27 protein-coding genes are annotated in these 21,516 nt (G+C 58.6%); 15 read left to right on the top strand and 12 right to left on the bottom strand.

The window, feature by feature from the left end; translation table 11 throughout:
* Window positions 1-56: 56 nt before the first annotated feature.
* From Q1B21_RS19425 to Q1B21_RS19395, 7 genes are all read right to left on the bottom strand, one after another.
* Entirely contained in the window at window positions 57-353 is a 297-nt protein-coding gene (locus Q1B21_RS19425) for a chorismate mutase (protein WP_298937139.1), read from the bottom strand.
* On the bottom strand, window positions 350-907 hold the full coding sequence (locus Q1B21_RS19420; RefSeq protein WP_299892318.1) for a GNAT family N-acetyltransferase: 558 nt from the start codon (window positions 905-907) through the stop codon (window positions 350-352). Before Q1B21_RS19420 ends, Q1B21_RS19425 begins: the two co-directional genes overlap by 4 nt.
* A complete protein-coding gene (locus Q1B21_RS19415; protein WP_299892315.1) occupies window positions 907-1,434 on the bottom strand; it encodes a GNAT family N-acetyltransferase in 528 nt (175 codons plus the stop codon). The genes Q1B21_RS19420 and Q1B21_RS19415 overlap by 1 nt, the downstream gene beginning before the upstream one ends.
* A complete protein-coding gene (locus Q1B21_RS19410; protein WP_299892312.1) occupies window positions 1,431-1,982 on the bottom strand; it encodes a GNAT family N-acetyltransferase in 552 nt (183 codons plus the stop codon). The genes Q1B21_RS19415 and Q1B21_RS19410 overlap by 4 nt, the downstream gene beginning before the upstream one ends.
* Entirely contained in the window at window positions 1,979-2,536 is a 558-nt protein-coding gene (locus Q1B21_RS19405; RefSeq protein WP_299892309.1) for a GNAT family N-acetyltransferase, read from the bottom strand. Before Q1B21_RS19405 ends, Q1B21_RS19410 begins: the two co-directional genes overlap by 4 nt.
* Window positions 2,533-4,038, bottom strand: coding sequence for a signal recognition particle protein (ffh, locus tag Q1B21_RS19400; protein ID WP_299083585.1), 1,506 nt, complete (start codon window positions 4,036-4,038; stop codon window positions 2,533-2,535). Before ffh ends, Q1B21_RS19405 begins: the two co-directional genes overlap by 4 nt.
* Before the next feature lie 162 nt (window positions 4,039-4,200).
* On the bottom strand, window positions 4,201-4,719 hold the full coding sequence (locus Q1B21_RS19395; RefSeq protein WP_299892305.1) for a hypothetical protein: 519 nt from the start codon (window positions 4,717-4,719) through the stop codon (window positions 4,201-4,203).
* 88 nt (window positions 4,720-4,807) lie between these two features.
* Between Q1B21_RS19395 and Q1B21_RS19390 the strand changes: the two genes are divergently transcribed.
* Window positions 4,808-5,338 carry a prolyl-tRNA synthetase associated domain-containing protein gene (locus tag Q1B21_RS19390; RefSeq protein ID WP_299892302.1) on the top strand — a complete coding sequence of 177 codons (531 nt, stop codon included), beginning with the start codon at window positions 4,808-4,810 and terminating at the stop codon, window positions 5,336-5,338.
* Between the two features lie 8 nt (window positions 5,339-5,346).
* Here the strand turns inward: Q1B21_RS19390 and Q1B21_RS19385 are convergent, their stop codons facing one another.
* Both Q1B21_RS19385 and Q1B21_RS19380 read right to left on the bottom strand, forming a co-directional pair.
* On the bottom strand, window positions 5,347-6,090 hold the full coding sequence (locus tag Q1B21_RS19385) for an aspartate/glutamate racemase family protein (RefSeq protein ID WP_299892299.1): 744 nt from the start codon (window positions 6,088-6,090) through the stop codon (window positions 5,347-5,349).
* Between the two features lie 74 nt (window positions 6,091-6,164).
* Window positions 6,165-6,746: an NAD(P)H-dependent oxidoreductase gene (locus Q1B21_RS19380; RefSeq protein ID WP_299892296.1), complete on the bottom strand. Its 582-nt coding sequence runs from the start codon at window positions 6,744-6,746 to the stop codon at window positions 6,165-6,167.
* A 121-nt stretch (window positions 6,747-6,867) separates the two neighbouring features.
* On the opposite strand from Q1B21_RS19380, the gene Q1B21_RS19375 reads away from it, so the two are divergent.
* The 4 genes from Q1B21_RS19375 (at window position 6,868) to Q1B21_RS19360 (ending at window position 9,527) form a co-directional block, all read left to right on the top strand.
* The gene (locus tag Q1B21_RS19375) at window positions 6,868-7,746 is read left to right on the top strand and encodes a LysR family transcriptional regulator (protein WP_298937131.1); all 879 of its coding nucleotides are present in this window, start codon (window positions 6,868-6,870) and stop codon (window positions 7,744-7,746) included.
* On the top strand, window positions 7,743-8,642 hold the full coding sequence (locus Q1B21_RS19370; protein WP_299892293.1) for a DMT family transporter: 900 nt from the start codon (window positions 7,743-7,745) through the stop codon (window positions 8,640-8,642). Before Q1B21_RS19375 ends, Q1B21_RS19370 begins: the two co-directional genes overlap by 4 nt.
* A 96-nt stretch (window positions 8,643-8,738) precedes the next feature.
* The gene (locus tag Q1B21_RS19365; RefSeq protein ID WP_299892290.1) at window positions 8,739-9,017 is read left to right on the top strand and encodes a hypothetical protein; all 279 of its coding nucleotides are present in this window, start codon (window positions 8,739-8,741) and stop codon (window positions 9,015-9,017) included.
* 96 nt (window positions 9,018-9,113) lie between these two features.
* Window positions 9,114-9,527 (top strand): universal stress protein, encoded by a 414-nt coding sequence (locus Q1B21_RS19360; protein ID WP_299892287.1) that lies wholly within the window; start codon window positions 9,114-9,116, stop codon window positions 9,525-9,527.
* 7 nt (window positions 9,528-9,534) lie between these two features.
* Here Q1B21_RS19360 and Q1B21_RS19355 read toward each other — a convergent pair whose 3' ends face one another.
* Window positions 9,535-9,870 carry a helix-turn-helix transcriptional regulator gene (locus Q1B21_RS19355; RefSeq protein WP_298937127.1) on the bottom strand — a complete coding sequence of 112 codons (336 nt, stop codon included), beginning with the start codon at window positions 9,868-9,870 and terminating at the stop codon, window positions 9,535-9,537.
* A 232-nt stretch (window positions 9,871-10,102) separates the two neighbouring features.
* Between Q1B21_RS19355 and Q1B21_RS19350 the strand changes: the two genes are divergently transcribed.
* The 5 genes from Q1B21_RS19350 to Q1B21_RS19330 all read left to right on the top strand — a co-directional run bounded on the left by Q1B21_RS19350 (window position 10,103) and on the right by Q1B21_RS19330 (window position 12,673).
* Window positions 10,103-10,435: an AtpZ/AtpI family protein gene (locus Q1B21_RS19350; RefSeq protein ID WP_298937126.1), complete on the top strand. Its 333-nt coding sequence runs from the start codon at window positions 10,103-10,105 to the stop codon at window positions 10,433-10,435.
* Window positions 10,436-10,437: 2 nt separating this feature from the next.
* A complete protein-coding gene (locus tag Q1B21_RS19345) occupies window positions 10,438-11,196 on the top strand; it encodes a F0F1 ATP synthase subunit A (protein ID WP_299892282.1) in 759 nt (252 codons plus the stop codon).
* Between the two features lie 48 nt (window positions 11,197-11,244).
* Window positions 11,245-11,469, top strand: a complete 225-nt coding sequence (locus Q1B21_RS19340; RefSeq protein WP_005981269.1) for a F0F1 ATP synthase subunit C — start codon at window positions 11,245-11,247, stop codon at window positions 11,467-11,469.
* A gap of 86 nt (window positions 11,470-11,555) precedes the next feature.
* Window positions 11,556-12,107 carry a F0F1 ATP synthase subunit B' gene (locus tag Q1B21_RS19335; protein ID WP_298937124.1) on the top strand — a complete coding sequence of 184 codons (552 nt, stop codon included), beginning with the start codon at window positions 11,556-11,558 and terminating at the stop codon, window positions 12,105-12,107.
* 5 nt (window positions 12,108-12,112) lie between these two features.
* Entirely contained in the window at window positions 12,113-12,673 is a 561-nt protein-coding gene (locus tag Q1B21_RS19330) for a F0F1 ATP synthase subunit B (protein WP_298937123.1), read from the top strand.
* Between the two features lie 149 nt (window positions 12,674-12,822).
* On the opposite strand, the gene Q1B21_RS19325 is transcribed toward Q1B21_RS19330, so the two are convergent.
* A complete protein-coding gene (locus Q1B21_RS19325) occupies window positions 12,823-13,593 on the bottom strand; it encodes a FadR/GntR family transcriptional regulator (protein ID WP_299892277.1) in 771 nt (256 codons plus the stop codon).
* Window positions 13,594-13,744: 151 nt separating this feature from the next.
* Here Q1B21_RS19325 and Q1B21_RS19320 point away from each other — a divergent pair, with 151 nt between their 5' ends.
* The 5 genes from Q1B21_RS19320 to Q1B21_RS19300 all read left to right on the top strand — a co-directional run bounded on the left by Q1B21_RS19320 (window position 13,745) and on the right by Q1B21_RS19300 (window position 20,339).
* A complete protein-coding gene (locus Q1B21_RS19320) occupies window positions 13,745-14,944 on the top strand; it encodes a PLP-dependent aminotransferase family protein (protein WP_299892275.1) in 1,200 nt (399 codons plus the stop codon).
* 58 nt (window positions 14,945-15,002) lie between these two features.
* The gene (locus tag Q1B21_RS19315; RefSeq protein WP_299892272.1) at window positions 15,003-15,410 is read left to right on the top strand and encodes a hypothetical protein; all 408 of its coding nucleotides are present in this window, start codon (window positions 15,003-15,005) and stop codon (window positions 15,408-15,410) included.
* Between the two features lie 137 nt (window positions 15,411-15,547).
* On the top strand, window positions 15,548-19,003 hold the full coding sequence (locus Q1B21_RS19310; protein WP_299892269.1) for an AAA family ATPase: 3,456 nt from the start codon (window positions 15,548-15,550) through the stop codon (window positions 19,001-19,003).
* A 54-nt stretch (window positions 19,004-19,057) separates the two neighbouring features.
* Window positions 19,058-19,408: a hypothetical protein gene (locus tag Q1B21_RS19305; RefSeq protein WP_299892266.1), complete on the top strand. Its 351-nt coding sequence runs from the start codon at window positions 19,058-19,060 to the stop codon at window positions 19,406-19,408.
* Window positions 19,409-19,541: 133 nt separating this feature from the next.
* A complete protein-coding gene (locus tag Q1B21_RS19300) occupies window positions 19,542-20,339 on the top strand; it encodes a class II glutamine amidotransferase (RefSeq protein ID WP_299892262.1) in 798 nt (265 codons plus the stop codon).
* 3 nt (window positions 20,340-20,342) lie between these two features.
* Here the strand turns inward: Q1B21_RS19300 and Q1B21_RS19295 are convergent, their stop codons facing one another.
* Window positions 20,343-21,506, bottom strand: coding sequence for a lytic murein transglycosylase (locus tag Q1B21_RS19295; RefSeq protein ID WP_299892259.1), 1,164 nt, complete (start codon window positions 21,504-21,506; stop codon window positions 20,343-20,345).
* Between the last annotated feature and the right edge of the window lie 10 nt (window positions 21,507-21,516).

Here is a 21,516-nt window from a genome sequence, read left to right as displayed (position 1 = left end):
TGAATGGCGTGACCGGAAGATGTCCGGTTATTTCTGGTGTTTGTTGAACCAAAGGTTCACTTTTGATGTTTCCTGTGGTGTCGGATGACTTCCTGAATGATGAAGTTCAGAAAAGCCTTGGCGAAATCGGGGTCCAGATCGGCCTCTTTCGCCAGGTCTTCTAACCGTGCGATCTGCGCGGCTTCGCGCGACGGATCGGACGGGGGAAGGTCGTGTGTGGCCTTGAGCTTGCCAACGGCCTGGGTGTGTTTGAACCGCTCGCCTAGCGTATAGACAAGGATCGCGTCCAGCCGGTCGATGCTTTCGCGATGCTCTTTCAACAGCGTGGCAGCCTGTGTCACGGGGTTGGTCATTGGCCGGTCCTCTCAGCGGTCAAAGCAGGGGTATTCACGTCAATCTTTGGGTGTCGCCAGATCTGGGCGCGTTTGCCCAACAGCTCGGCGTCTTCATGCTCCAGCGTTGCACCCAGGCGTCTGGCCAGCAGACGAGAGCGATCATTGGCATGTGCGATGTACGAAATGACACCGTTCAGGTCCTGATATCGCGCGGCATAATCCCGTGCCGCCGTCGCAGCCTCGGACCCCAGCCCTTTGCCCTCGGCCTCTGCCATCAGCGCCCAGCCCAACTCGGGCTCAGCCCAGCCTGGCACGTAAATCATACCGGTCCATCCTACGAATGTGCCGCTGGCCTTGTCGGTCAGGTGCCACAGGCCATAACCGCGCAACGCCCAATGCCCCAGCCGGTTTGACAGCGAACTCCAGCACTCGAACACGTCTTTGGGACCACCCACCATATAGCTGCGCTCGGTCGCAAAGAATGCGGTCATTGCGGGCAGATCATCCAGATGCGGCGCGCGCAGGATCAGGCGGTCGGTCTCGACGTGAGGGATTACAAAGCTGCTTTGCATCACTGCCCCTCGCCTGACTGCGGCCTGTGACGGTAGGCTATGCAGTTTTCCAGCGGAACCACCGCGTTCTGGTCCAAAGATGCCCCCAGCCGCTCAGCCAGCTTCTGCGAACGGATGTTTCCGGTGTCGATATAGCTGACAACGCTGGTCCAACCCAATTCCTTGAACAAATGTGAAAGGACGGTTTGGCAAGCCTCGCGTGCCAGCCCTTGCCCTTCGAATTCAGGCCCGACAACCAGCCATGACATCTCGGGTTCCGGAAAATCAATTGGATGATAGGGCCCGGCCATACCAACCATGGCCATATCGGCCTTTCGGTAAATCGAGAACAAGCCATAGCCGCACAAAGTCCACTGCCCAGCATATAGCGTCAGCTTGCGCCACGCCTCGGCTTCCGTCATTGGGCCACCGTAGAACAGGCTGTGATCGGATTTGAAGAACTCGAACATCGGAGCGACATCGTCAGGCGAAGGGCCACGAAGGATCAGACGTTCAGTTTCAAGTTGAGGATTTGCCGCTGAGGTCATGCGTAGGCCTCCAGCCCGCCGTTCGCCAGATCAGACGGGGCAGGGTGTCGCCAGACATTCATCGTGCCAAAGGCCGGATGCTCGAACGTGTAATCGAACTGTGCGCCCATGCGTTCCGCAACCGCTTTGCTGCCCAGATTGTCAGGATCGATCAGTGAGATCGCCGTTTCCCAACCCAGAACGTCATATGCATGCGCGCGCGCGGCCAGCGCAGCCTCGGTCGCATAACCCTTACCGGTGGCGTTGTTCATCAGGGTCCAGCCGATCTCGGGTTCGGGCCAGCTGTGTGGGAACCACAGTCCGACATGGCCGACATATGCGCCAGTGTCCTTTTCCTCGACGCCCCAGAAGCCATAGCCGCGCATCGCCCAATGGCCCAGCAGCATGGCGATGGCCCGCCATGTCTCGTCGTGACGCTTCGGCCCGCCGACAAATTTTGAGGCGTCGCTGGCAAAGAACTCTGCCTCGGCTGCAACGTCCGCTTCGCAAGGTGCGCGCAGGATCAGGCGCTCGGTTTCAAGTCGGGGGATGTTCATTGCGAGTGTCATGCCCGCGCCTCGCCATACCGCCAGACATGCTGATCATTGTCAAAGGCACCTTCAGCGGTCTTGTCCCGTAATGCGCCCAGCCGTTCCGCAAGAGCGTTCGAGCGGGTATTCGATTGTGACACGTAGCTTACGAATCGACCCGATCCCAACAGATCAAAGCCGAAATCTCGCACAGCCGTGCAAGCCTCGGTCGCATAGCCTTTCATGCGGTGTTCGGCGCGGAACATGTAGCCAAGCTCCGGCTCTTGGTCGTCCCATTCGAGGCCGAGAATGACGAAGCCGACGACCTGATCATCCTCCTTAAGCGTGACCGAAAACAGGCCGTGACCATGCAGAAGCCAGCCGGAAGTGTAGTAGGAAAACTCTGTCCACGCTTCCTGCTCAGTATCGCCGAAGCTCTCCTTGCAGATTGAAGTCCACACCGGCAGGTCATCCAGAGTGGGCGCACGCAGAACCAGCCGCCGGGTCTGAATGACCGGCAGGGCCGCGCGATACTGCGCTGCTGCCATCGCCGCCTTTCCGGACGGGGGCTGGGTGCAGCGTGCTGGTGTCACTTTTTCTTTCCGAAACCGCTCAAACCCGGGGGCAGGGCCATGCCGCCACCCATTCCAGGCATACCGGGCATCTTGCCTCCCATCGCCTTGGCCGCCTGTTCCAGCGCCTTGGGATCCATGCCCGCTGCCATATCCTCGGGCGAGGGGCCGCCTTTGCCAAACATGCCTTTCATGGCCTGCTTCAGCATCTTGCCTTTGCCCATCTTGCCCATCTTCTTCATCATATCCGACATCTGTCGGTGCATCTTGAGCAGCTTATTGAGGTCGCTGACTTCCATGCCGGAACCTGCCGCGATGCGCTTCTTGCGGCTCGCTTGCAACAATTGAGGGTTGGCGCGTTCGCGTTTGGTCATCGACTGGATCATGGCGATCTGGCGCTTGAGCACTTTGTCATCCATGCCCGCTTCTTCGACCTGCTTGGCCATCTTGCCCATGCCGGGCATCATGCCCATCATGCCCTGCATGCCGCCCATCTGGATCATCTGCTCCAGCTGCATCTTCAGGTCGTTCATGTTGAACTGACCTTTGACCATGCGCTTCATCATGCGCTCGGTCTGTTCCATCTCCATCGTTTCCTGGGCCTTTTCGACCAGAGCAACGATGTCGCCCATGCCCAGAATACGACCGGCGATCCGGTCCGGCTCAAAGGTTTCGAGCGCATCCATCTTCTCGCCCAAACCGACAAAGCGGATCGGCTTGCCGGTGACCGCGCGCATAGACAGCGCCGCACCGCCGCGCCCGTCGCCGTCCATCCGGGTCAGAACTACGCCCGAGATGCCGACCTTGGCTTCGAATTCTTCGGCCACTTCAACGGCGACTTGACCGGTCAGGCCATCGACAACCAGCAGGGTTTCACGAGGGTCGACCGCATTGCGAACGTCTTCGACTTCCTGCATCAGCACTTCGTCGATGTGCAATCGACCTGCGGTATCCAGCATATAGACGTCATAGCCGCCCAGCGTCGCCTGCTGCTTGGCACGTTTGGCGATATCGACCGGTTTCTGTCCGGGAACAATCGGCAGGGTGTCGACTCCGACCTGAGTACCCAGCACGGCCAACTGATCCATCGCCGCCGGGCGATAGACGTCGAGCGAGGCCATCAGGACCTTCTTGCCTTCTTTCTCCTTCAGGCGCTTGGCCAGCTTGCCGGTCGTGGTCGTCTTACCCGAGCCCTGAAGGCCAACCATCAGGATCGGGGCAGGCGGGTTGTCGATCTTCAGAACGCCTGGGTCCTCTTCGCCGCGCAGCACCTCGACCAGCGTGTCATGCACGATCTTGACGACCTGCTGACCAGGGGTAATCGATTTGGTAACAGCCTGACCGGTGGCCTGATCCTGCACCTTCTTGACGAATTCGCGCGCGACCGGCAGCGAGACATCGGCCTCAAGCAGGGCCACGCGAACCTCACGCAGGGCGGTTTTGACGTCTTCCTCGGACAGGGCACCTTGTTTGGTCAGCCGGTCAAAGACGCCAGAGAGGCGTTCGGATAGATTTTCAAACATGCCTGCGGCCTCCTTAGCCGGTTATCTTGTGGCACTTCCTAGGTAGGAAACGCCGGTTAAATACACAATTGCCCCCACGGGCGAAACTCGCTGGTGGGGGGCGATCCCTGAACGACTCAAGGGACCGGAAGATCAAACGCTTCCGGATGTTTGGAGGGGGCATTAGGCCGATTGGCTGTCAGAGTCAACCTTGCGCTTCGGATGCCAGGCATTGACCGCATCGACCATCCGCTGCGCGCCGCGTCCACTGACATAGGCTTCGACAATCGGGTGACGACCAGCGCTCATGCCTTTCTCCAGGATCAGAACGGGACGATGCATCTTGGACGTGGTCCTGTCGCGGGTTGAGGTGGTGGTTTCCACCTCGGCATGAGACAGGTTCGACAGCTCATGTTCTACGGTGTCATATCCAAAGACCGATTGGCGACGGATCAAAATGCTATTGTGGTTGCGGTCCAATATAACCTGCACGCGGCGCACAAAGGCGCAGAACGCGCCAAAGCCTAACCCGCCACCGAACAAAGAAAAGATAATGCCGAACCAGACACCCTCACTCCCTTCGGTGGCCAAGAAGAGGCCTGCACCGACAAAGCAAAGGATAAAGATCGCCAACATGATGCCAATCAGCCAGGGCGTATTGGATAGAATGAGTTGGTCCGGGGTGTTGCGCGTCACTTTCATGGCGGCACGCTAACACTGAGATTGCAGGTTGTCGTGGCTTGAATTTACCCGCGTGATACGCGATGAGCGCATGAAACATGAGGTTCCCATGGGCGCATCATCCACTTTTCAGGACACATTGCCGCTCAGTTCCGACGCACTGTTGGCGCAGCTGGATGCCTGGGGCCTGACCTATCGGCTGCATACTCATATCCCGCTGCGCACTGTCGAAGATGCCAAAGGTGTGGAAGATCAGTTTCTGGTGCCCGGCGAGAGCACCCTGCGCCTCAAGAACCTATATCTGCGCGACAAGAAGAAACGGAACTATCTGGTCACGCTGGAGCAAAGTCGCGAGATTGACCTCAAAGCGCTGGGCGCCGAGCTTGGTGTGGGAAGCCTATCTTTTGGTTCAGCTGATCGCCTGTTCCAGAACCTCGGTATTCGCCCCGGCGCGGTCAGCCCGCTGGCGATGATAAATGGCGTACAAAACAACGTGCGGTTCTTCATGGACGCTGCCGCGCAGCAGGTAGATGTCATTAATATGCACCCGTTGGTCAATGACAGAACTGTCGCGATGGCCCGTGGGGATGTGATGGCCTTCTTTGACCGAATCAAATGTGAAGTAGGCTGGTTGCAGTGAACTAAGGCTCAGCCTTCCTCAAGCGCTTCGGTCAGGGCCGCAGCAACATGGGCTGCGGACGGGTTAACAAACAGATGCCCCGCGGCCTTGAACACCGGATCATCCAAATGGTTTGGAAAGGCCAGCGGTAATTCGGTACAGGCCAGCAGGATGGCGGTGCCCGGCGTGGCGTGCCTGTTGCAATAAGCCAGCAGCCGGCCGCGTGCGTTCTCGGAGGCTCCGCCATAGAAATCGGTATCGATCATCGACTGCATTTTTGCGATCTCGGGCTGGGGCAAGCGTTCGTTTGCCGAAATACCTTCAACCGAAAGCCGGTCAGCGTAGTTGCGAGCTTCCATCGTCACCGAAGTGCCGAGGACCAGCGCCTTTTCAGCCCCGGTTTTGGCGGTTGCTTCGGCGGTCGCGTCAAAAATGCTGAGGATCGGCATGCTTACACCGCGCCGGATCGCATGCAGGCGGGCATGCGGCGTATTGGATGCGATAATCCCAAAATCACATCCGGCCCGCTCCAGAGTCAGCAAAGCCGCACGAAACACCGCATCGAAATCTGCCCAGCTGTCTTCATCGCCGGCCATCCCTCGCAGCGCGCGCGTGTGGGCCTGCACAACAGATTCGATTGTCATCGGAGGGATCGGAAGCGGGGATCCGTGGCCGCATTTGGCAAAGTGACTGCTCGCACCTTCAGCGATGGCCCGGTAGTAGTCTACGGTCGATGCCCAGCCGACGCCCCCAAGAATTCCGATCTTTTTCATGACAAAACGTCCAATCTGCCGAGAGAAACCTCTGAACAGATTGAACGCTTTGGCGGCACAGCACCAGAGGGGGATTAGGCGGCCAGCTCGCTTACAGCCTTTTGTGCGGTGCTGAGGGTGTTTTCGGGATCCAGCGCCATTTGATCGGCGGCGACGACATCGACATCGGTGATTCCGATGAAGCCCAGCACATGGCGGGCATAGCCCGAAGCATAGTCGACCTCGGATCCGACAGCCGTTCCGCCCGAGGCGATGGCCAGAACGGCGCGCTTGCCTTCCAGCAACCCTTTAGGGCCGTTTTCGCTGTAGCTGAATGTCAGGCCGACGCGGGCAACAAGGTCGATCCAGGCCTTGAACGCTGCGGGCACCGAAAAGTTGTAGATCGGCAAACCGATAACAATCGTGTCCGCATCCTGCAGCTCCTGTACCAACTCGTCCGACAGGGCCAGCCGGTCACGCTGTACCGAGTCGCGATCATCGGCAGGTGTAAAGTTTGCAGCAATCCAGTCTTCGGTCAGCAGCGGCAGAGGGCTGGCCAGATCACGCCGGATGATGCGGTTGGCACCCAGGTGCCTGACGATCCGATTGGAAAGATCGCGGGTTGCTGAACCGGTGCGGCGGGCCGAGGCGTCGATGTGAAGGATAGTTTTGGTCATGTCTTGGCGTCCTTTGAGAGGGTTGGTCTTTGGCTTCCCTTCAATATGAATGTTGCACTCACGAACAAAACTCGGATACATCAACAGTTACTGTTGGAAATTGCACAAAGAAGGCACTGCCATGGATAATTGGGACGAAGTGAGAACCGCCTATCAGGTGGCGCGGATGGGAACGGTGAGCGGCGCTGCCGAAGTATTGGGTGTCCACCACGCCACGGTGATCCGTCACATCGATGCAATTGAGGCCCGGTTGGGCGTCAAACTCTTCCAGCGTCACGCGCGTGGCTATACGCCGACCGAGGCCGGAGAAGATCTGTTGCGGGTGGCCCAGGCCACCGAAGATCAGTTCAACCAGCTTGTCGGTCGGATGAAGGGCCGGGGCGATGACGTCTCGGGCGAATTGGTTGTAACCTCGCTGGCCTCATTGGCGCCTTTGATTGTGCCGACACTCAGCGAGTTTCAAAGAACGCATCCTGATCTGATCGTGCGCTATTTGACCGGTGATCGCCTGTTCCGGCTTGAATATGGCGAAGCGCATGTGGCCATCCGGGCCGGGGCCGCTCCCGACCAGCCCGACAATGTGGTGCAGCCGTTTATTCCGCAAGAGGTCGGACTGTTTGCGAGCAAGGACTATATCGCGCGACGCGGCAAACCTTCTGGTGTGGAGGATTTCGCCAACCACGCCTTTGTCGGCAACGATGATGAAAACAGCCGCGCCCCGTTTTCGCGGTGGTTGCGTGCCAATGCCCCCGCCCAGGCGATCACATTCCGCTGTTCGAACAACTTCACGGGTGGCGAGGCAGTCCGGGCCGGGGCCGGGATCGGGTTCATGGCCCGATGGGAAGCGGCGCGCCTCCCCGAGTTGGAAGAGGTCATGGACCCGCTACCGGAATGGTCCGGCAAGCTGTGGCTTGTGACTCATGTCGATTTGCATCGCACAACCAAGGTGCAGGCCTTTTTGAAATACCTGAAAGAACAGGCCAAGGGCTGGCTGCCATGAGCGCACAGGCGCGTGGCCATCTGGCCATGTTGGTGTTCTCGGCTCTGGTCGCAGGCAGTTTCTCACTTGGGTCGATGATTGCCAATGAAATCGCTCCGGCCGCGTTGAACGCGGTTCGATTTGCCATCGCGGCGGTGGTGATCGGGGTTGCTGCGCTGATTACGACTGGGGTGTCACGGGACGCCATGCAAGCGCCCTGGCGGTACTTCATATTGGGCGGCTTGTTCGCGGCCTATTTTGTGCTGATGTTTTACGGCCTCAAGACCGCGCCGCCGGTCAGCGCAGCAGCGGTGTTCACTCTGACCCCGGTGATGTCGGCTGTTGCCGGGTGGTTTCTTTTGCGGCAGGTCACCACGTCACGCATGGCGTTGGCCCTCACCGTCGGCGCTGTCGGCGCGTTATGGGTGATATTTCGCGCAGACTGGCAGGCGTTTCGGGCCTTTGAGATTGGTATAGGGGAAATCATCTACTTTTGCGGTTGTGCGGCGCATGCAGTATACACACCGATGGTTCGGAAACTGAACAGGGGCGAGCCCGCAGTGGTGTTCACCTTTGGCACATTGCTGGCTGGTTGTCTGTTGCTTGGTGTTTTTGGATGGTCCGATATCGTTGCAACCGATTGGGCGGCGTTACCTGGGATTGTCTGGATCGGCCTTTTGTACCTATCCTTTTTTGCCACTGCAGCCAGCTTTGTTCTGGTGCAGTTCGCTGCGCTGCGCCTGCCATCGGCCAAGGTCATGGCTTATACCTATCTGGTGCCCAGCTGGGTGATCTTGTGGGAGGTCGCGCTAGGCAACGGTGTGCCGCCAGGGCTGATCATCATTGGCGTGGTATTGACGATCGTCGCTTTGCTTTTGCTGCTGAAAGACGAGATTTCAAGCTCTGCGCCTAAGTAAAGTAATCCTAGTTGAAACTTGCTTTCCGGGCAGGTTCTGGCAGCATCAAAAGGAAAGGCCAGCCCCTGATCTGGCCGCAGACTTAAAGGCTTTATTATGAACCGACGTTACTATGTTTCCATTCTGTTTGTTTTAGGCGCATGCGCACCGGGCACTCAAAGCAGCTCGGACGTTTCCGATTTGCAAGCCAGTTGCGAGGCACTCGTCTCGGCCCAAACCGGCGTGCGTGCAAGTGACGTTACCGCCGTATCGACGCAATCGGTGCCGGCCGGATCGGTCACGACGGTCTCGGTCGTCGGCGCCGAAGCACCCTGGCTGTGTCAGGCCGGCCCGACCGGAGTTGTTTTTGGCGTGGAGTACAGTCAGGAAGGATAACCCCGGGTGGGTTTGCCGCCACAACACCCCTTGAGGCAGATCAAGGCCACTATCGAGCGTCCCTTCTACCATCCTTGTGAATGAGAGGAGAAAGCTATGTTCGACCACATCATGATCCCAGTTGATCTGCATATGCCGCCAGAGGTACACAAAGCCACCAAGGTCGCGGCAGAGGTGGCCAAATGGCAGAATGCCAGGATCACCGCAGTCAGTGTAACCGGTACGCAACCCGGCGATGTCACCCAATCCGACTCGGCGATTGCCAAGGACCTCGCGGCGTTTGCCGACCAACTGGCCGAACAAAGCGGGTCGCAGGTAGAAACGCGCAACATTCATTCGGTTGACGTGGCAGCCGAAGTTGATGGAGATCTCACACGCGCCGCAGAAGAAATCGGCGCCGATCTGATCGTCGTGGGAACGCACGCGCCGCGGATCACCGATTATATATTCTCAAGCCATGCGGGATATCTGGCCAAGCACGCCAAGGTGTCTGTATTCGTGGTTAGATAGGCCCAACCTAGGTGTCGTCCGTTGCCGGAAGCTCAATTTCCAGAAACCTTTCGAACGCGTCCAGGTTGACGGGTTCGAATTGACCAAACCCCTGCATCCAGACAGACGCAGCCCGCAAGGCGTCGGGCTCCAGCTTGCACCATTTCACACGCCCCCGTTTTTCCTGTGAAATCAGACCAGCCTTGGTCAGGATGACCAGATGTTTTGAGATGGCTGCCAGCGATATCTCAAACGGTTCAGCCACATCTGTCACGGCCATATCATCCTCGAGCAGCATGGCAAGAATGGCGCGGCGGGTCGGATCGGCAAGGGCGGCAAATACAGTGTCGAGATCTTTGGACATGCTTTTGCTGAACCACAGTGCCTGAGTTTGGTCAACCATTTGGTTGAATATACGATTTCGCGGGTTTGTAGCCGCGGCGGGGTCTTGTTGGACAGAGTGGTCTTCATTGGATGTCGGTTTAGTATTTATAAATCAACATGTTGAGCTGCGTCAATTGCGGCGGTCAATGGCGTTGACTCTGTGGCCGCGCGCCCTTAGCACCTAGCTTCAAGACTGTGCGAGGAAAACGCCCGTGACTGATGATGACCAAAAGCAGCGTATGGCGCAGCTGGAGGCCAAGATCGATGCGGCGAAAAAGGCCAAACAGCCTGAGACCCGCGCAGACGCTGACTATTCGGGGGGCGAGCTTGCCTGGCGGATGGTCATTGAAATGGTATCCGGTCTGGGGATCGGATTTGGCATCGGATACGGGCTCGACAGCCTGTTCGGGACGCTCCCGATCTTTCTGGTGCTGTTCACATTGCTGGGTCTTGTCGCCGGGGTAAAGGTTATGCTCCGCAGCGCACAACAGGCTCAAGAGAAACAAACGGCGGCCGAGGCCACCGATAAGGACGAGAGGGACTGAACGTGGCGACTGAGACCACCGCAGCAGAAGGCAGCAGCCTGGTATTCCACCCGATGGACCAGTTCATCGTCAAGCCGTTGTTCGGCGACGGTGCGATTGCCTGGTACACGCCCACCAACGTGACCCTGTGGATGTTCCTGGCCATTGCCGCGATCTTTGGTCTGCTGGTTCTTAGCACTTCGAAGCGCGCGATTGTTCCGACCCGGATGCAGTCGGTCGCCGAATTGACCTACGGCTTTATCTACAAGATGTTGGAAGACATTTGTGGCAAGGAAGGCGTCAAGTACTTTCCCTATGTCATGACGCTGTTCATGTTCATTGTCTGTGCGAACTTCCTGGGTATGATCCCGACATCATTCACCACCACATCGCATTTCGCCGTGACCATCCCGTTGGCACTGGCCGTGTTCCTGACCGTGACCATCCTTGGTTTCGTCAAGAACGGCGCCGCGTTCCTGGGCCTGTTCTGGGTGTCCAGCGCGCCTCTGGCGCTGCGCCCTGTCCTGGCGATCATCGAGCTGATCTCGTACTTCGTACGCCCGGTCAGCCACTCTATTCGTCTTGCCGGTAACGTTATGGCGGGTCACGCCGTGATCAAGGTGTTTGCAGGCTTTGCCGCAATCGCTGTGATCTCACCGGTGTCCGTTCTGGCGATCACCGCAATGTACGGCCTTGAGGTCCTCGTGTCCTTCATTCAGGCCTACGTCTTCACCATTCTGACCTGTGTTTATCTCAAGGATGCGCTGCATCCGTCGCACTAAGGTCCGATACCCAAACATCGAAACTTCCAATTCGTAAGGAGAAACATCATGGAAGGCGATCTCGCACACATCGGCGCAGGCCTGGCAGCAATCGGTTCCGGCGCAGCCGCAATCGGGGTGGGCAACGTTGCAGGCAACTTCCTGGCCGGCGCCCTGCGCAACCCTTCGGCGGCTGCTTCGCAGACCGCAACCCTGTTCATCGGTATCGCATTCGCAGAAGCTCTGGGGATCTTCGCATTCCTGGTCTCGCTGCTGCTGATGTTCGCCGTCTAACCAGCGGAACCTGATCCTTACGCGCAGGTGGGCCCAAGCCATAGCGGCCTACCTGTTGTAAAGACAACGTTCCGACGGAGGACAACATGGCGACTGAACCCATTGCCGAAGAAATAGCTGGCTCGTGCGTCGACGCTTATGGCTCTGCCATCGGTATGCCGCAGCTCTGCTTCGATTGGTTCCCCAACCAGATTTTCTGGCTGGTCATTACGCTGGTCGTCATCTTTCTGGTCCTGTCCCGCGTGGCCTTGCCTCGCATCGCGGCAATCCTGGCGGAACGTCAGGGGACCATTACAAATGACCTGGCTGCAGCCGAAGACCTGAAGGCCAAGGCTGTTGAAGCTGAAGAGGCCTACAACAAGGCGTTGGCCGATGCCCGCGCCGAGGCACAGCGTATTGCTGCCGAGGCCCGCGCTGAAATCCAGTCCGGTCTGGATGACGCGATTGCCATGGCAGACTTGGAAATTGCTGCCAAAACGGCTGAATCGGAAAAGGCAATTGCTGGCATCCGGGCCAGCGCGCTGGATAGTATTCAAGTGGTTGCCAAGGATACGGCAGCTGAACTGGTCACTGCACTGGGTGGCAAGGCAGATGCCAAAGCCATCGACGGTGCCGTTGACGCGCAGACGAAAGGATAAGTGACATGCGGAATACTCTTGCCCTTATCCTGACCGTTGGCACTGCCAGCCCTGCTCTGGCCGCAAGTGGCCCGTTCTTTTCGCTTGGCAATACCGATTTTGTCGTGCTTCTGGGCTTCATCGTCTTCATCGCGGTCCTGTTCTACTTCAAGGTACCGGGCATGATTGGCGGTGCGCTGGACAATCGTGCCGAAGGCATCAAGTCCGAACTGGACGAAGCCCGTGCCCTGCACGAAGAAGCCCGCAGTCTGCTGGCCTCGTACGAACGCAAGCAGCGCGAAGTTCAGGGTCAAGCGGACGCTATCGTTGCGGCCGCCAAAGAAGACGCCGTGCTTGCTGCCGAACAGGCCAAGGTTGATCTGGAACAATCCATTGCCCGCCGTCTGGCTGCGGCACAGGATCAGATCGCTTCGGCTGAAGCGTCGGCCGTCAAGGAAGTTCGCGATCAGGCCATCACCGTTGCGGTTTCCGCCGCCAACGCCGTGCTGGCCAAGCAAATGACCGCTGCGCAGGCAAATAAGCTGATCGACGCCTCTATTGCGGATGTCGGTGAAAAACTGCACTAATCGGCCTTACAGCAAATAGATGATGACCCGAGAGCCTAAGGCCCTCGGGTTTTTCTTTGCCTTAAGAGTTCGGCCACTTTAGCGAATTGCGCAAACCGGATCTGGATGTGCATTGACCAGATAAGCCTCAGCGTTGCGCGCTATTTGTGTCAGCCCTGCGCGGTTTCATGATCCAACCGCTGCTGCGCAATCGCTTCGTTCCGCGCGGCTTTTTGCTGATCCGCCATACAGCGTTCGACAAACCCCAGGTGATGCTCGACGGCTTCACGTGCACCTTTGGGGTCTCGGTCTTGTAATGCATCGTTGATCGCGCGGTGCTGATCCAGAATGGCGTCGCGCGTTGTGCGCTGCTGGAACATCATCTGGCGATTATAGAACACACCCTGACGCAGCAGATCGAACATCGACCGCATCATGTGCAGCATCACGACGTTATGGCTGGCTTCGATGATGGCCATGTGAAACTGGGCGTCTAGCTGCGCCTCTTCCTCGGTGGCATTTCGGTCATGCGCCGCGACCATCTTATCGAATATCGTCTGAACAACCTTCAGATCGCTCTCGGATCCAAGCCGTGTGGCCCGTTCGGCGGCCAACCCTTCCATGTCCCGGCGGAAAGATAGATAGTCGAACACCGCTTCGTCATGGCTGCTGAACAACTGTATCAATGCCGGTGAAAAGGCCGATCCCAGCACCTCGGCCACATAAATCCCGGACCCAGCCTTGGCGGTCAGCAGCCCCTGGTCCTGGAGGTTTGAAATTGCTTCGCGCAGCGACGGGCGCGATACCCCCATACGCTCGGCCAGCTCGCGTTCTGAGGGCAGACGCTCGCCCGGTCTCAGAATGCCGCGGAGGATCAGCAGTTCAATCTGTCGGACAACGGCAAGAGAGAGTTTTTCGGTCTGAACTTTTTGGAAAGGCATGGTGATTTCCGGAATTGGTCAAATCATATGACCACGTAATCCGGGCACATTCAAGAAGATCGGGTTCACGCCGATTGAAACATTGGGTCAGCAGTGTTGACTTTGTTGTGCACCTGCCTAAGCTGCCCCGAATTGAGATCGGAGGAGCCTCATGTCCCTGCACCCGCTATTTGCCACCCGAGCCTCTCGGATGAAGGCGTCGGAAATCCGCGAATTGCTGAAACTGCTCGATCAACCCGGCATCATTTCATTTGCCGGAGGCATCCCGGACCCCAAGCTTTTTCCGTCGTACGAGTTCGCCAAAGCGTATCAAGCGGCGCTCGGAACAGAGAGCAAGGACCAGGCGCTGCAATATTCCATCAGCGAAGGCTACGTTCCTTTGCGCCAATGGCTGGTGGACCATATGCGGCAGATCGGTGTGGAGTGTGACATCGACAATGTGCTGATCACGTCGGGGTCTCAACAAGCGCTGGACTATCTGGGCAAGCTTTTCTTGTCGCCCGGAGATACAGCATTAGTGGGCTGGCCCACCTATCTTGGTGCGATCAATGCGTTTGATGCGTATGAACCGCGTTTTGATCAACTGAGCATCAATGGCAATCGGGGCGCTGCAGAATACAGGGCGGCGGCCGGCGACGGCGCCGTCAAGTTTGCCTATCTCTCAGCAGACTTTGCCAACCCGACCGGTGAAACAGTCGATCTGCGGGGGCGGGAGGCCGTACTTGATCTGGCCGAAGACCTGAACTGCGCGGTGATCGAAGATGGTGCCTATCAGGCGCTTCGATATGACGGCGCGCCGATCCCGCCAATTCTGGCATTGGAACTGTCCCGAAAGGGATCGATCGAGGCGTGCAGTACCATCTATTGTGGCAGCTTCTCTAAAACCCTGTCGCCGGGATTACGGGTGGGCTGGGTGGTTGCAGCCAAACCGGTCATTTCGCAGCTGGTTCTGTTGAAGCAGGCCTCGGATCTGCATTCAGCGACCATCAATCAGATGGCAGTGCATCAGGTGGCTGAGGCCTGCTTTGACACCCATGTGTCGACATTGCGCACCGTCTATCGGTCTCGGCGGGACGCCATGCTAACGGCCTTGGAACAGCACATGCCTGAAGGTGTGGAATGGACTAAACCCGAAGGTGGCATGTTTGTCTGGGTGACTTTGCCCAAAGGGGTTAGCGGGGCTGATCTGCTGGCGCGTGCACTGGACACGGTCAAAGTTGCCTTTGTTCCCGGGCGGGCGTTTTTTCCCGACCAAAGCGGCACCAACACTATCCGGTTGAGCTTTTCGAATTCCGACGAGGAGAAAATCCGAGAAGGCGTGCGCCGATTGGGAGAGCTTTTGCGAACCTGACAGGAGGAAGCCGAAAACCGGAAAGGTTCTGTTAACCAAATTACCCCAAAGCTGCGGCATGATCCGGTTTCTTGCCCCTCTGCTGATGGCCGCATGTTCCGCGGGCACACCGCACTTTCGCGACGTGCCAGCAACCCGCGTGGCGGTGAACGGCAGCGTGTTCGACATCCGTGTGCGTGGAGAACTGGCCGAGGCAGTGCGGATGAACTCTCAATACGCCCCAAGGCTCGGGCCAGTTCGCGACCGGGCGGTATTGGCGATGGCTCAGGTGTCGGGCTGTCCGATACTGGATGTGCTGGGCGACGCGGCGGTGACCATTGGGGTGTTGGGGTGTGATCGTAAGGCAGGTGAACGGTTATTGCTGACGGCCGTGTCGATACCAAATTACGAATGTATCGACTTTGGCATTTACGAAGGCGACGGCAAGAATGACGGGTACCAGGTGTTCGAATGCGCACCTTACTGAAATGCGTAATCCTGCTCAGACAGCCAAGATGTTGTGGATAACTCGGCTCAATAGCCCATATCCTGCGCATCTCCGTTGACTCGCCCCAATCCCTTGCGCAGACTTCTTTGACGTAGGAATCATGGGACCCGCCACCTTTGCGTTTTAGCAAACTCAAACTGACCGGCTTCAAAAGCTTTGTTGATCCGACCGATCTGATTATCGCGGACGGGTTGACCGGTGTTGTGGGGCCAAATGGTTGCGGCAAGTCCAATCTTCTGGAAGCTCTGCGCTGGGTGATGGGCGAAAACCGCCCCAAATCCATGCGTGGTGGCGCAATGGAAGATGTGATCTTTGCCGGTGCCGCCACGCGTCCTGCCCGTAACTTTGCTGAGGTTGTCCTGACCATGGACAACTCGGAACGATTGGCTCCCTCAGGCTTTAACGATAGTGACCAGCTTGAGATTGTGCGTCGCATCACCCGCGATGTGGGCAGCGCCTACAAGACCAATGGCAAAGACGTCCGAGCCCGCGACGTTCAGATGCTGTTTGCCGACGCCTCAACTGGCGCGCACTCGCCCGCATTGGTGGGGCAGAACCGCATTGCCGAGTTGATCAATGCCAAACCCCGCTCTCGTCGTCGTATCCTTGAAGAAGCCGCAGGAATTTCAGGTCTGTATCAGCGACGCCACGAGGCGGAACTGAAACTGAAGGGAACGGAATCCAATCTGACCCGCGTGGATGACGTGTTGGAACAGTTGGGGACGCAGCTGGCACAGCTCGCCCGCCAGGCGCGTCAGGCCGCCCGCTACCGTGAGATCGGTGAGCAACTGCGTCAGGCCGAGGGTATGTTGCTATACCGTCGCTGGAAAGAGGCCGACATGGCCCGCCAGCAGGCCGAGGACAAGCTGCGCGAACGGATCACCGAAGCCTCGCGGGCCGAGGCCGAGGCACGCGCCGCCGGTGCCAAACGGGTTGAGATCGAAGAAACCCTGCCGCCCCTGCGCGAAGAAGAGGCTATCGCCGCCGCCGTGCTGCAACGCCAGCAGGTGCAGCGTGACGCATTGACCGATCAGGAAACCCGGGCGCGCCAGACGATTGAGACCCTGACCAACCGTATTCAGCAGCTGGGTAATGATATCGAGCGCGAAACCGGTTTGAACCGGGATGCGGGCCAGATGATCGAACGACTGGAATGGGAATCGCGCGAATTGGCCAAAGCGGCCGACGGGCACGAGGAAAAAGTGACCGAGGCTGCAGAAATCGCCCGCGAGGCCGCATCGGTTTTGCAGGATTGTGAAGACCACCTGTCACAACAAACCGAAGACATGGCCCGCCTTGTCGCCCGCCACCAGTCGGCACAGCGTTTGGTCGAAGACAGCCGCAAGACGTTGTCCCGATCCGAAGGTGAAGAGGAAAAGGCCCGCGTTGCGGTGGATGAGGCCAAGACATCCCTGACCCGCGCCAGCGCCGCCTTCGAGGCCGCGCAGGAGGGTGAAGAAGAAGCCCGCGAAGCCGCCGAAGCTGCTGATGAAGCGCTTGCCGCTGCCGATGAATTGCGCAACGAGACCCAGGCCCGCGAGGCCGAAGCCCGCGCGCAACGGTCTGAGGCCGAAGGCGAGTTGGGCGCGATCCGGGCCGAGACCACGGCGCTGGCGAAATTGGTGGAACGCGATACCGCTGAGGGCGGGCAGGTGCTTGATATGCTGCGTGTTGCACCCGGCTATGAAAAGGCGCTGGGTGCAGCACTGGCCGATGATCTGCGCGCGCCGTTGGTCGAAGGAGACGGCCCATCCGGTTGGGTTCAGATGGCAGGTTATGACGCCGACCAATCACTGCCAGACGGGGCGGAGCCACTGGCCTTGCATGTCTCGGGGCCTGATCGCCTCAGCCGCCGGATCGCGCAGATCGGGCTGGTTGACGCGGATCAGGGCGCGCGGCTGCAGGCCGCGTTGAAACCCGGTCAGCGTCTGGTGTCGCGTTCGGGCGATCTATGGCGCTGGGACGGATTCCGCGCCTGGGCCGAGGATGCGCCAAGCGCCGCCGCATTGCGATTAGAACAGCTCAACAAGCTGGAAGCCCTGAAGCAGGAGCTGACTAGGACAGAGGCGCAGGCTGATGGGGCCCGTGCCGCACATGAGGCGCTCTCGCAGCAGCTGGCCGACGTGACCGAAGCTGACCGTCGTGCGCGCGAAGCCCGCCGCGCCGCCGATCAACGCGTGGCGGAAACTGCCCGTGCGCTAAGCCGGGCCGAGGCGGATCGCAATCTTGCGCAGGGCAAGCTGGAAACGCTGGCGCTCGCCGTAGACCGCCACAAAGAAGACGCCATGGCCGCCCGCGCACAACTGCGCGAGGCTGAGGGGTCTCTGACGGGTCTGGGCGATCTCGACAGCGCCCGCGCTCAGGTTGAAGACATCAAACAAACGGTCGAGGCGGCGCGGATCACCATGCTGACCCATCGTTCGTCCCATGACGAACTGCGTCGAGAGGGCGAGGCCCGGACCCGCCGTACCCAGGAAGTCACCAAAGATCTCAGCGGTTGGAAACATCGTCTCGAAACTGCCGAAAAGCGCATCTCGGAACTGGCTGAACGCAAGGAAGGTTCCGAAGAGGAACTGGCTGAGGCCACGGCAACTCCTGGCGAAATCGCCGAGGCGCGCGAAGAACTGAACGAATTGATCGAAGACGCGGAAGCCCGCCGCGCCGAGGCTGCTGACAAGCTTTCTTTGGCCGAAACACAACAGCGCGAAGTTGTGCTGGCCGAGCGTGAGGCTGAACGCCTAGCCTCGGAAGCGCGCGAAGCGCGCGCTGCGGCTGAAGCACGCTGTGACGCTGCCAAGGAAGGCGTCGTGGCCGCTGCAGAGCGCATTGCCGAAGATCAGCAACTGACGCCGAACCAGTTGCTGAACCAGCTCGACGTGAATCCCGATCAGATGCCTGCCGCCGATGCGCTGGAATCCGAGGTGAATCGCCACAAGCGCCAACGCGACGCGATGGGTGCGGTGAACCTGCGCGCTGAAGAAGACGCCAAAGAAGTTCAGGAAGAATTCGACACGCTGAATGGCGAAAAGGCCGATCTGGAAGAGGCGATCAAGGCCCTGCGCAGCGGCATCGCAAGCCTCAACCGCGAGGGACGCGAGCGTCTGCTAACCGCGTTTGAACAGGTGAATTCGAACTTCGCCATGCTGTTCAAGCACCTGTTCGGTGGGGGTGAGGCCAATCTGGTCATGGTCGAAAGCGACGATCCGCTAGATGCGGGGCTTGAGATCATGTGCCAGCCACCGGGCAAGAAGCTTTCGACCCTCAGCCTGCTTTCGGGTGGAGAACAGACACTGACAGCGACGGCGCTGATCTTCGGCGTCTTCCTCGCCAACCCGGCACCGATCTGTGTGCTGGACGAGGTCGACGCGCCGCTGGATGACGCCAACGTCACCCGCTTTTGTGACCTGCTGGATGAGATGTGCCGCCAGACTGACACGCGCTTTCTGATCATCACCCACCATGCGGTGACAATGGCGCGGATGGATCGTTTGTTCGGGGTGACAATGCAGGAACAGGGCGTCAGCCAGTTGGTCTCGGTCGACCTGAAGAAAGCGGAACAGATGGTCGCCTGATTGATCACTGCAACGTTATGCCCGTTTTGCCGTTGACCGGGTTAGGGTAGCGGTATGATCCGATTGCTCATCCTCGCTATGTTTGCTGCAACGCCGCTTTGGGCGGCCGAGTGGCTGACCAAACCCGGCGATGTGCCGTTGAACCCACAAGAGTTGGACGGATTGGCAGGCCGTACGCTGACGTTCTACGACGATGGTCAATCCAAGTTTTCGGCCGGTGGGGCCTATTCCTACACCTATGCCAGTGGGGAATCGGCATTTGGAACCTATAGCATTGCCGAGGATGGCAGCGTCTGCATCCAATACCGCAATGGCTTCGGCCGTTGTGACCTCTTTGTACGCAGCAGCGACCGTTTGATCCTTATCAACGCAAAGGGTGAACGGTATCCGGTGCGACCCGAGTAATCGGACGAAGAAGTGACCAATCGCTCTATCAAGCGATAGAATTCTGCGAATTTTCTGACAAAAATTGGTGACTATTTCGCCCGTTTGCCTGGCATATTGCTGAAAACCTGAAACAACATGTGAGGTAAGGCTGATGTGCCGATTTCTGGCTTGGGTTGGCGCAAAACGCTATCTGGACGAACTTGTACTGAACCAGGAGCAATCGCTTGTCATTCAAAGCCGGAATGCCCTGATCGGAAAAACTCCGATCAACGCGGATGGGTTCGGCCTTGCCTGGTATTCCGACCGCAAGACGCCGTGTTTCTATAAAGACACAAACCCGGCCTGGTCAGATGCTAATCTCAAACAGCTGACCCATCACACTCAATCGCATCTGTTTCTGGCGCATGTCCGGGCATCAACGGGTACGGCCACGTCGCGCAACAACTGCCATCCCTTTGGCGTCGGAAAATGGAGTTTCATGCATAATGGGCAAGCTGGTGGCCATGACCGTATCCGGCAGGAACTGGACGGGATGATCCCGGCCGATCTGTACGGGCATCGGCTTGGGGCAACCGAAAGCGAAGCGATTTTCCTGATTGCCCACGGTGAAGGGCTGGATGCAGAACCGATCGCAGCGATGGAACGCGCAGTCGAACGTGTGGAAGCGTTGGCCAGACGACGGGGCACGCTTCCCTATCTTCGGTTTGCGGCTTGCTGGTCAGATGGGGGTCGGCTGTTTGCAGCCCGATACGCCTCGGACCGTTTCGCGCCGAGCCTGCATTACAAAACTTGCGATGACGGCATCATCATTTCGTCCGAACCGCTGGATGCAAACAGCGGCGAATGGACTGAGGTTCCGGCCAATACGGCGATTGAAACGCGCGGCAATTCCCTGAACACGCACGCGTTTGAACCAAACGTGCAATACCGCCGCGCGGACGTCGCCTAGCCGCTACAGCTGGTTCAACAAATCAGCGGTTGGCCACGCATCAGCGGGCAGGCCCAGCCGGGCTTGCTCGGCCTGTACCGCCGCTCGCGTGCCCGCGCCTAGAATACCGTCGATCTTGCCCACATCATACCCACGCGCCTGCAGCTTGGACTGCAACTGCTTCATCTGCGCCCCGGACAATCCCTGTGCCGGGTTGCCCGCATCATAGACCTGCGCACCTGCCAGCCGGGTCCCGAAGTACGCCGCGGTCAAAACATAGACAAAGCTCTGGTTCCATTCGAAATAGACATTGAAATTCGGGTAGGCCAGAAAGGCCGGTCCCTTGTGCCCCTGCGGCAGGATCAGCGAAGCTGGCAGATCGGGCAGAGATCCGCTGCGCGCCGAAACACCCAGTGCCTGCCAGTCGGATACCGAACGCGGTTTGCCGGGGCCGGACAAGGACCAATCCATCTTGGCGGGTACCGTCACTTCCTGCAGCCAAGGCTGACCGGGTTGCCACCCCAGATGTGACAGCATCTTGGCCCCCGACATCAGCGCATCCGGAGCTGAGGTTTTCAACGACACCTTGCCGTCACCATCGCCATCGACGCCATTTTCCAGAATGTCGCGCGGCAGCATCTGCACCATGCCGATCTCTCCGGCCCAGGCGCCGGTTGTGCGATTGGGATCAAAATCGCCCTGCTCAAACAGCTGTACGGCGGCAAAGATCTGCGGGCGGAACAACTCGGGGCGGCGGCAATCATGCGCCAAGGTCACCAGCGCATTGCGCGTGTTGAAATCGCCCTGAAACGCGCCGTAATCCGTTTCAAACGCCCAAAAAGCCAGCAGAACGCCGCGCGAAATTCCATATTGCGATTCGATCTGATCAAAAACCGCGTCGTATTTGCGGGACATGGACTGCCCCCGGTCGATCCGGTTTTGTGAGATCAGTCGACGCGAGAAATCGATAAAGGGTTTCTGGAAAACTCCTTGCGCCCGATCTGCCTGCAACACTTTGCCATCCTGCTGAACCCCTTTAAAAAAGGCATTCACGCTGGATTTGTCGAACCCCTGTTGCACCGCCTCAGATTTCAGTCCTTTGACAAACTGATTAAAGCCACCGCCGCATTGGGACAGAGCAGGTGAGGCAAACAGGGCGGCGGCAATAAAGCCAGAGACAAGGCGCATGGGCGGCGGG

This window comes from uncultured Ruegeria sp. (genome assembly GCF_947504215.1).
Lineage (GTDB): Bacteria > Pseudomonadota > Alphaproteobacteria > Rhodobacterales > Rhodobacteraceae > Ruegeria.
This window is presented reverse-complemented; position numbering and strand designations above follow the sequence as displayed.

Coding starts and splice junctions, on each gene's coding strand:
- Q1B21_RS19335 (WP_298937124.1), top strand. CDS start 11,556: ATGGCGACTGAACCCATTGCCGAAGAAATAGCTGGCTCGTGCGTCGAC.
- Q1B21_RS19415 (WP_299892315.1), bottom strand. CDS start 1,434: ATGACCTCAGCGGCAAATCCTCAACTTGAAACTGAACGTCTGATCCTT.
- Q1B21_RS19375 (WP_298937131.1), top strand. CDS start 6,868: ATGGATAATTGGGACGAAGTGAGAACCGCCTATCAGGTGGCGCGGATG.
- Q1B21_RS19330 (WP_298937123.1), top strand. CDS start 12,113: ATGCGGAATACTCTTGCCCTTATCCTGACCGTTGGCACTGCCAGCCCT.
- Q1B21_RS19385 (WP_299892299.1), bottom strand. CDS start 6,090: ATGAAAAAGATCGGAATTCTTGGGGGCGTCGGCTGGGCATCGACCGTA.
- Q1B21_RS19315 (WP_299892272.1), top strand. CDS start 15,003: ATGATCCGGTTTCTTGCCCCTCTGCTGATGGCCGCATGTTCCGCGGGC.
- Q1B21_RS19360 (WP_299892287.1), top strand. CDS start 9,114: ATGTTCGACCACATCATGATCCCAGTTGATCTGCATATGCCGCCAGAG.
- Q1B21_RS19300 (WP_299892262.1), top strand. CDS start 19,542: ATGTGCCGATTTCTGGCTTGGGTTGGCGCAAAACGCTATCTGGACGAA.
- Q1B21_RS19380 (WP_299892296.1), bottom strand. CDS start 6,746: ATGACCAAAACTATCCTTCACATCGACGCCTCGGCCCGCCGCACCGGT.
- Q1B21_RS19320 (WP_299892275.1), top strand. CDS start 13,745: ATGTCCCTGCACCCGCTATTTGCCACCCGAGCCTCTCGGATGAAGGCG.
- Q1B21_RS19425 (WP_298937139.1), bottom strand. CDS start 353: ATGACCAACCCCGTGACACAGGCTGCCACGCTGTTGAAAGAGCATCGC.
- Q1B21_RS19410 (WP_299892312.1), bottom strand. CDS start 1,982: ATGACACTCGCAATGAACATCCCCCGACTTGAAACCGAGCGCCTGATC.
- Q1B21_RS19420 (WP_299892318.1), bottom strand. CDS start 907: ATGCAAAGCAGCTTTGTAATCCCTCACGTCGAGACCGACCGCCTGATC.
- Q1B21_RS19340 (WP_005981269.1), top strand. CDS start 11,245: ATGGAAGGCGATCTCGCACACATCGGCGCAGGCCTGGCAGCAATCGGT.
- ffh (WP_299083585.1), bottom strand. CDS start 4,038: ATGTTTGAAAATCTATCCGAACGCCTCTCTGGCGTCTTTGACCGGCTG.
- Q1B21_RS19355 (WP_298937127.1), bottom strand. CDS start 9,870: ATGTCCAAAGATCTCGACACTGTATTTGCCGCCCTTGCCGATCCGACC.
- Q1B21_RS19395 (WP_299892305.1), bottom strand. CDS start 4,719: ATGAAAGTGACGCGCAACACCCCGGACCAACTCATTCTATCCAATACG.
- Q1B21_RS19325 (WP_299892277.1), bottom strand. CDS start 13,593: ATGCCTTTCCAAAAAGTTCAGACCGAAAAACTCTCTCTTGCCGTTGTC.
- Q1B21_RS19370 (WP_299892293.1), top strand. CDS start 7,743: ATGAGCGCACAGGCGCGTGGCCATCTGGCCATGTTGGTGTTCTCGGCT.
- Q1B21_RS19390 (WP_299892302.1), top strand. CDS start 4,808: ATGGGCGCATCATCCACTTTTCAGGACACATTGCCGCTCAGTTCCGAC.
- Q1B21_RS19365 (WP_299892290.1), top strand. CDS start 8,739: ATGAACCGACGTTACTATGTTTCCATTCTGTTTGTTTTAGGCGCATGC.
- Q1B21_RS19295 (WP_299892259.1), bottom strand. CDS start 21,506: ATGCGCCTTGTCTCTGGCTTTATTGCCGCCGCCCTGTTTGCCTCACCT.
- Q1B21_RS19305 (WP_299892266.1), top strand. CDS start 19,058: ATGATCCGATTGCTCATCCTCGCTATGTTTGCTGCAACGCCGCTTTGG.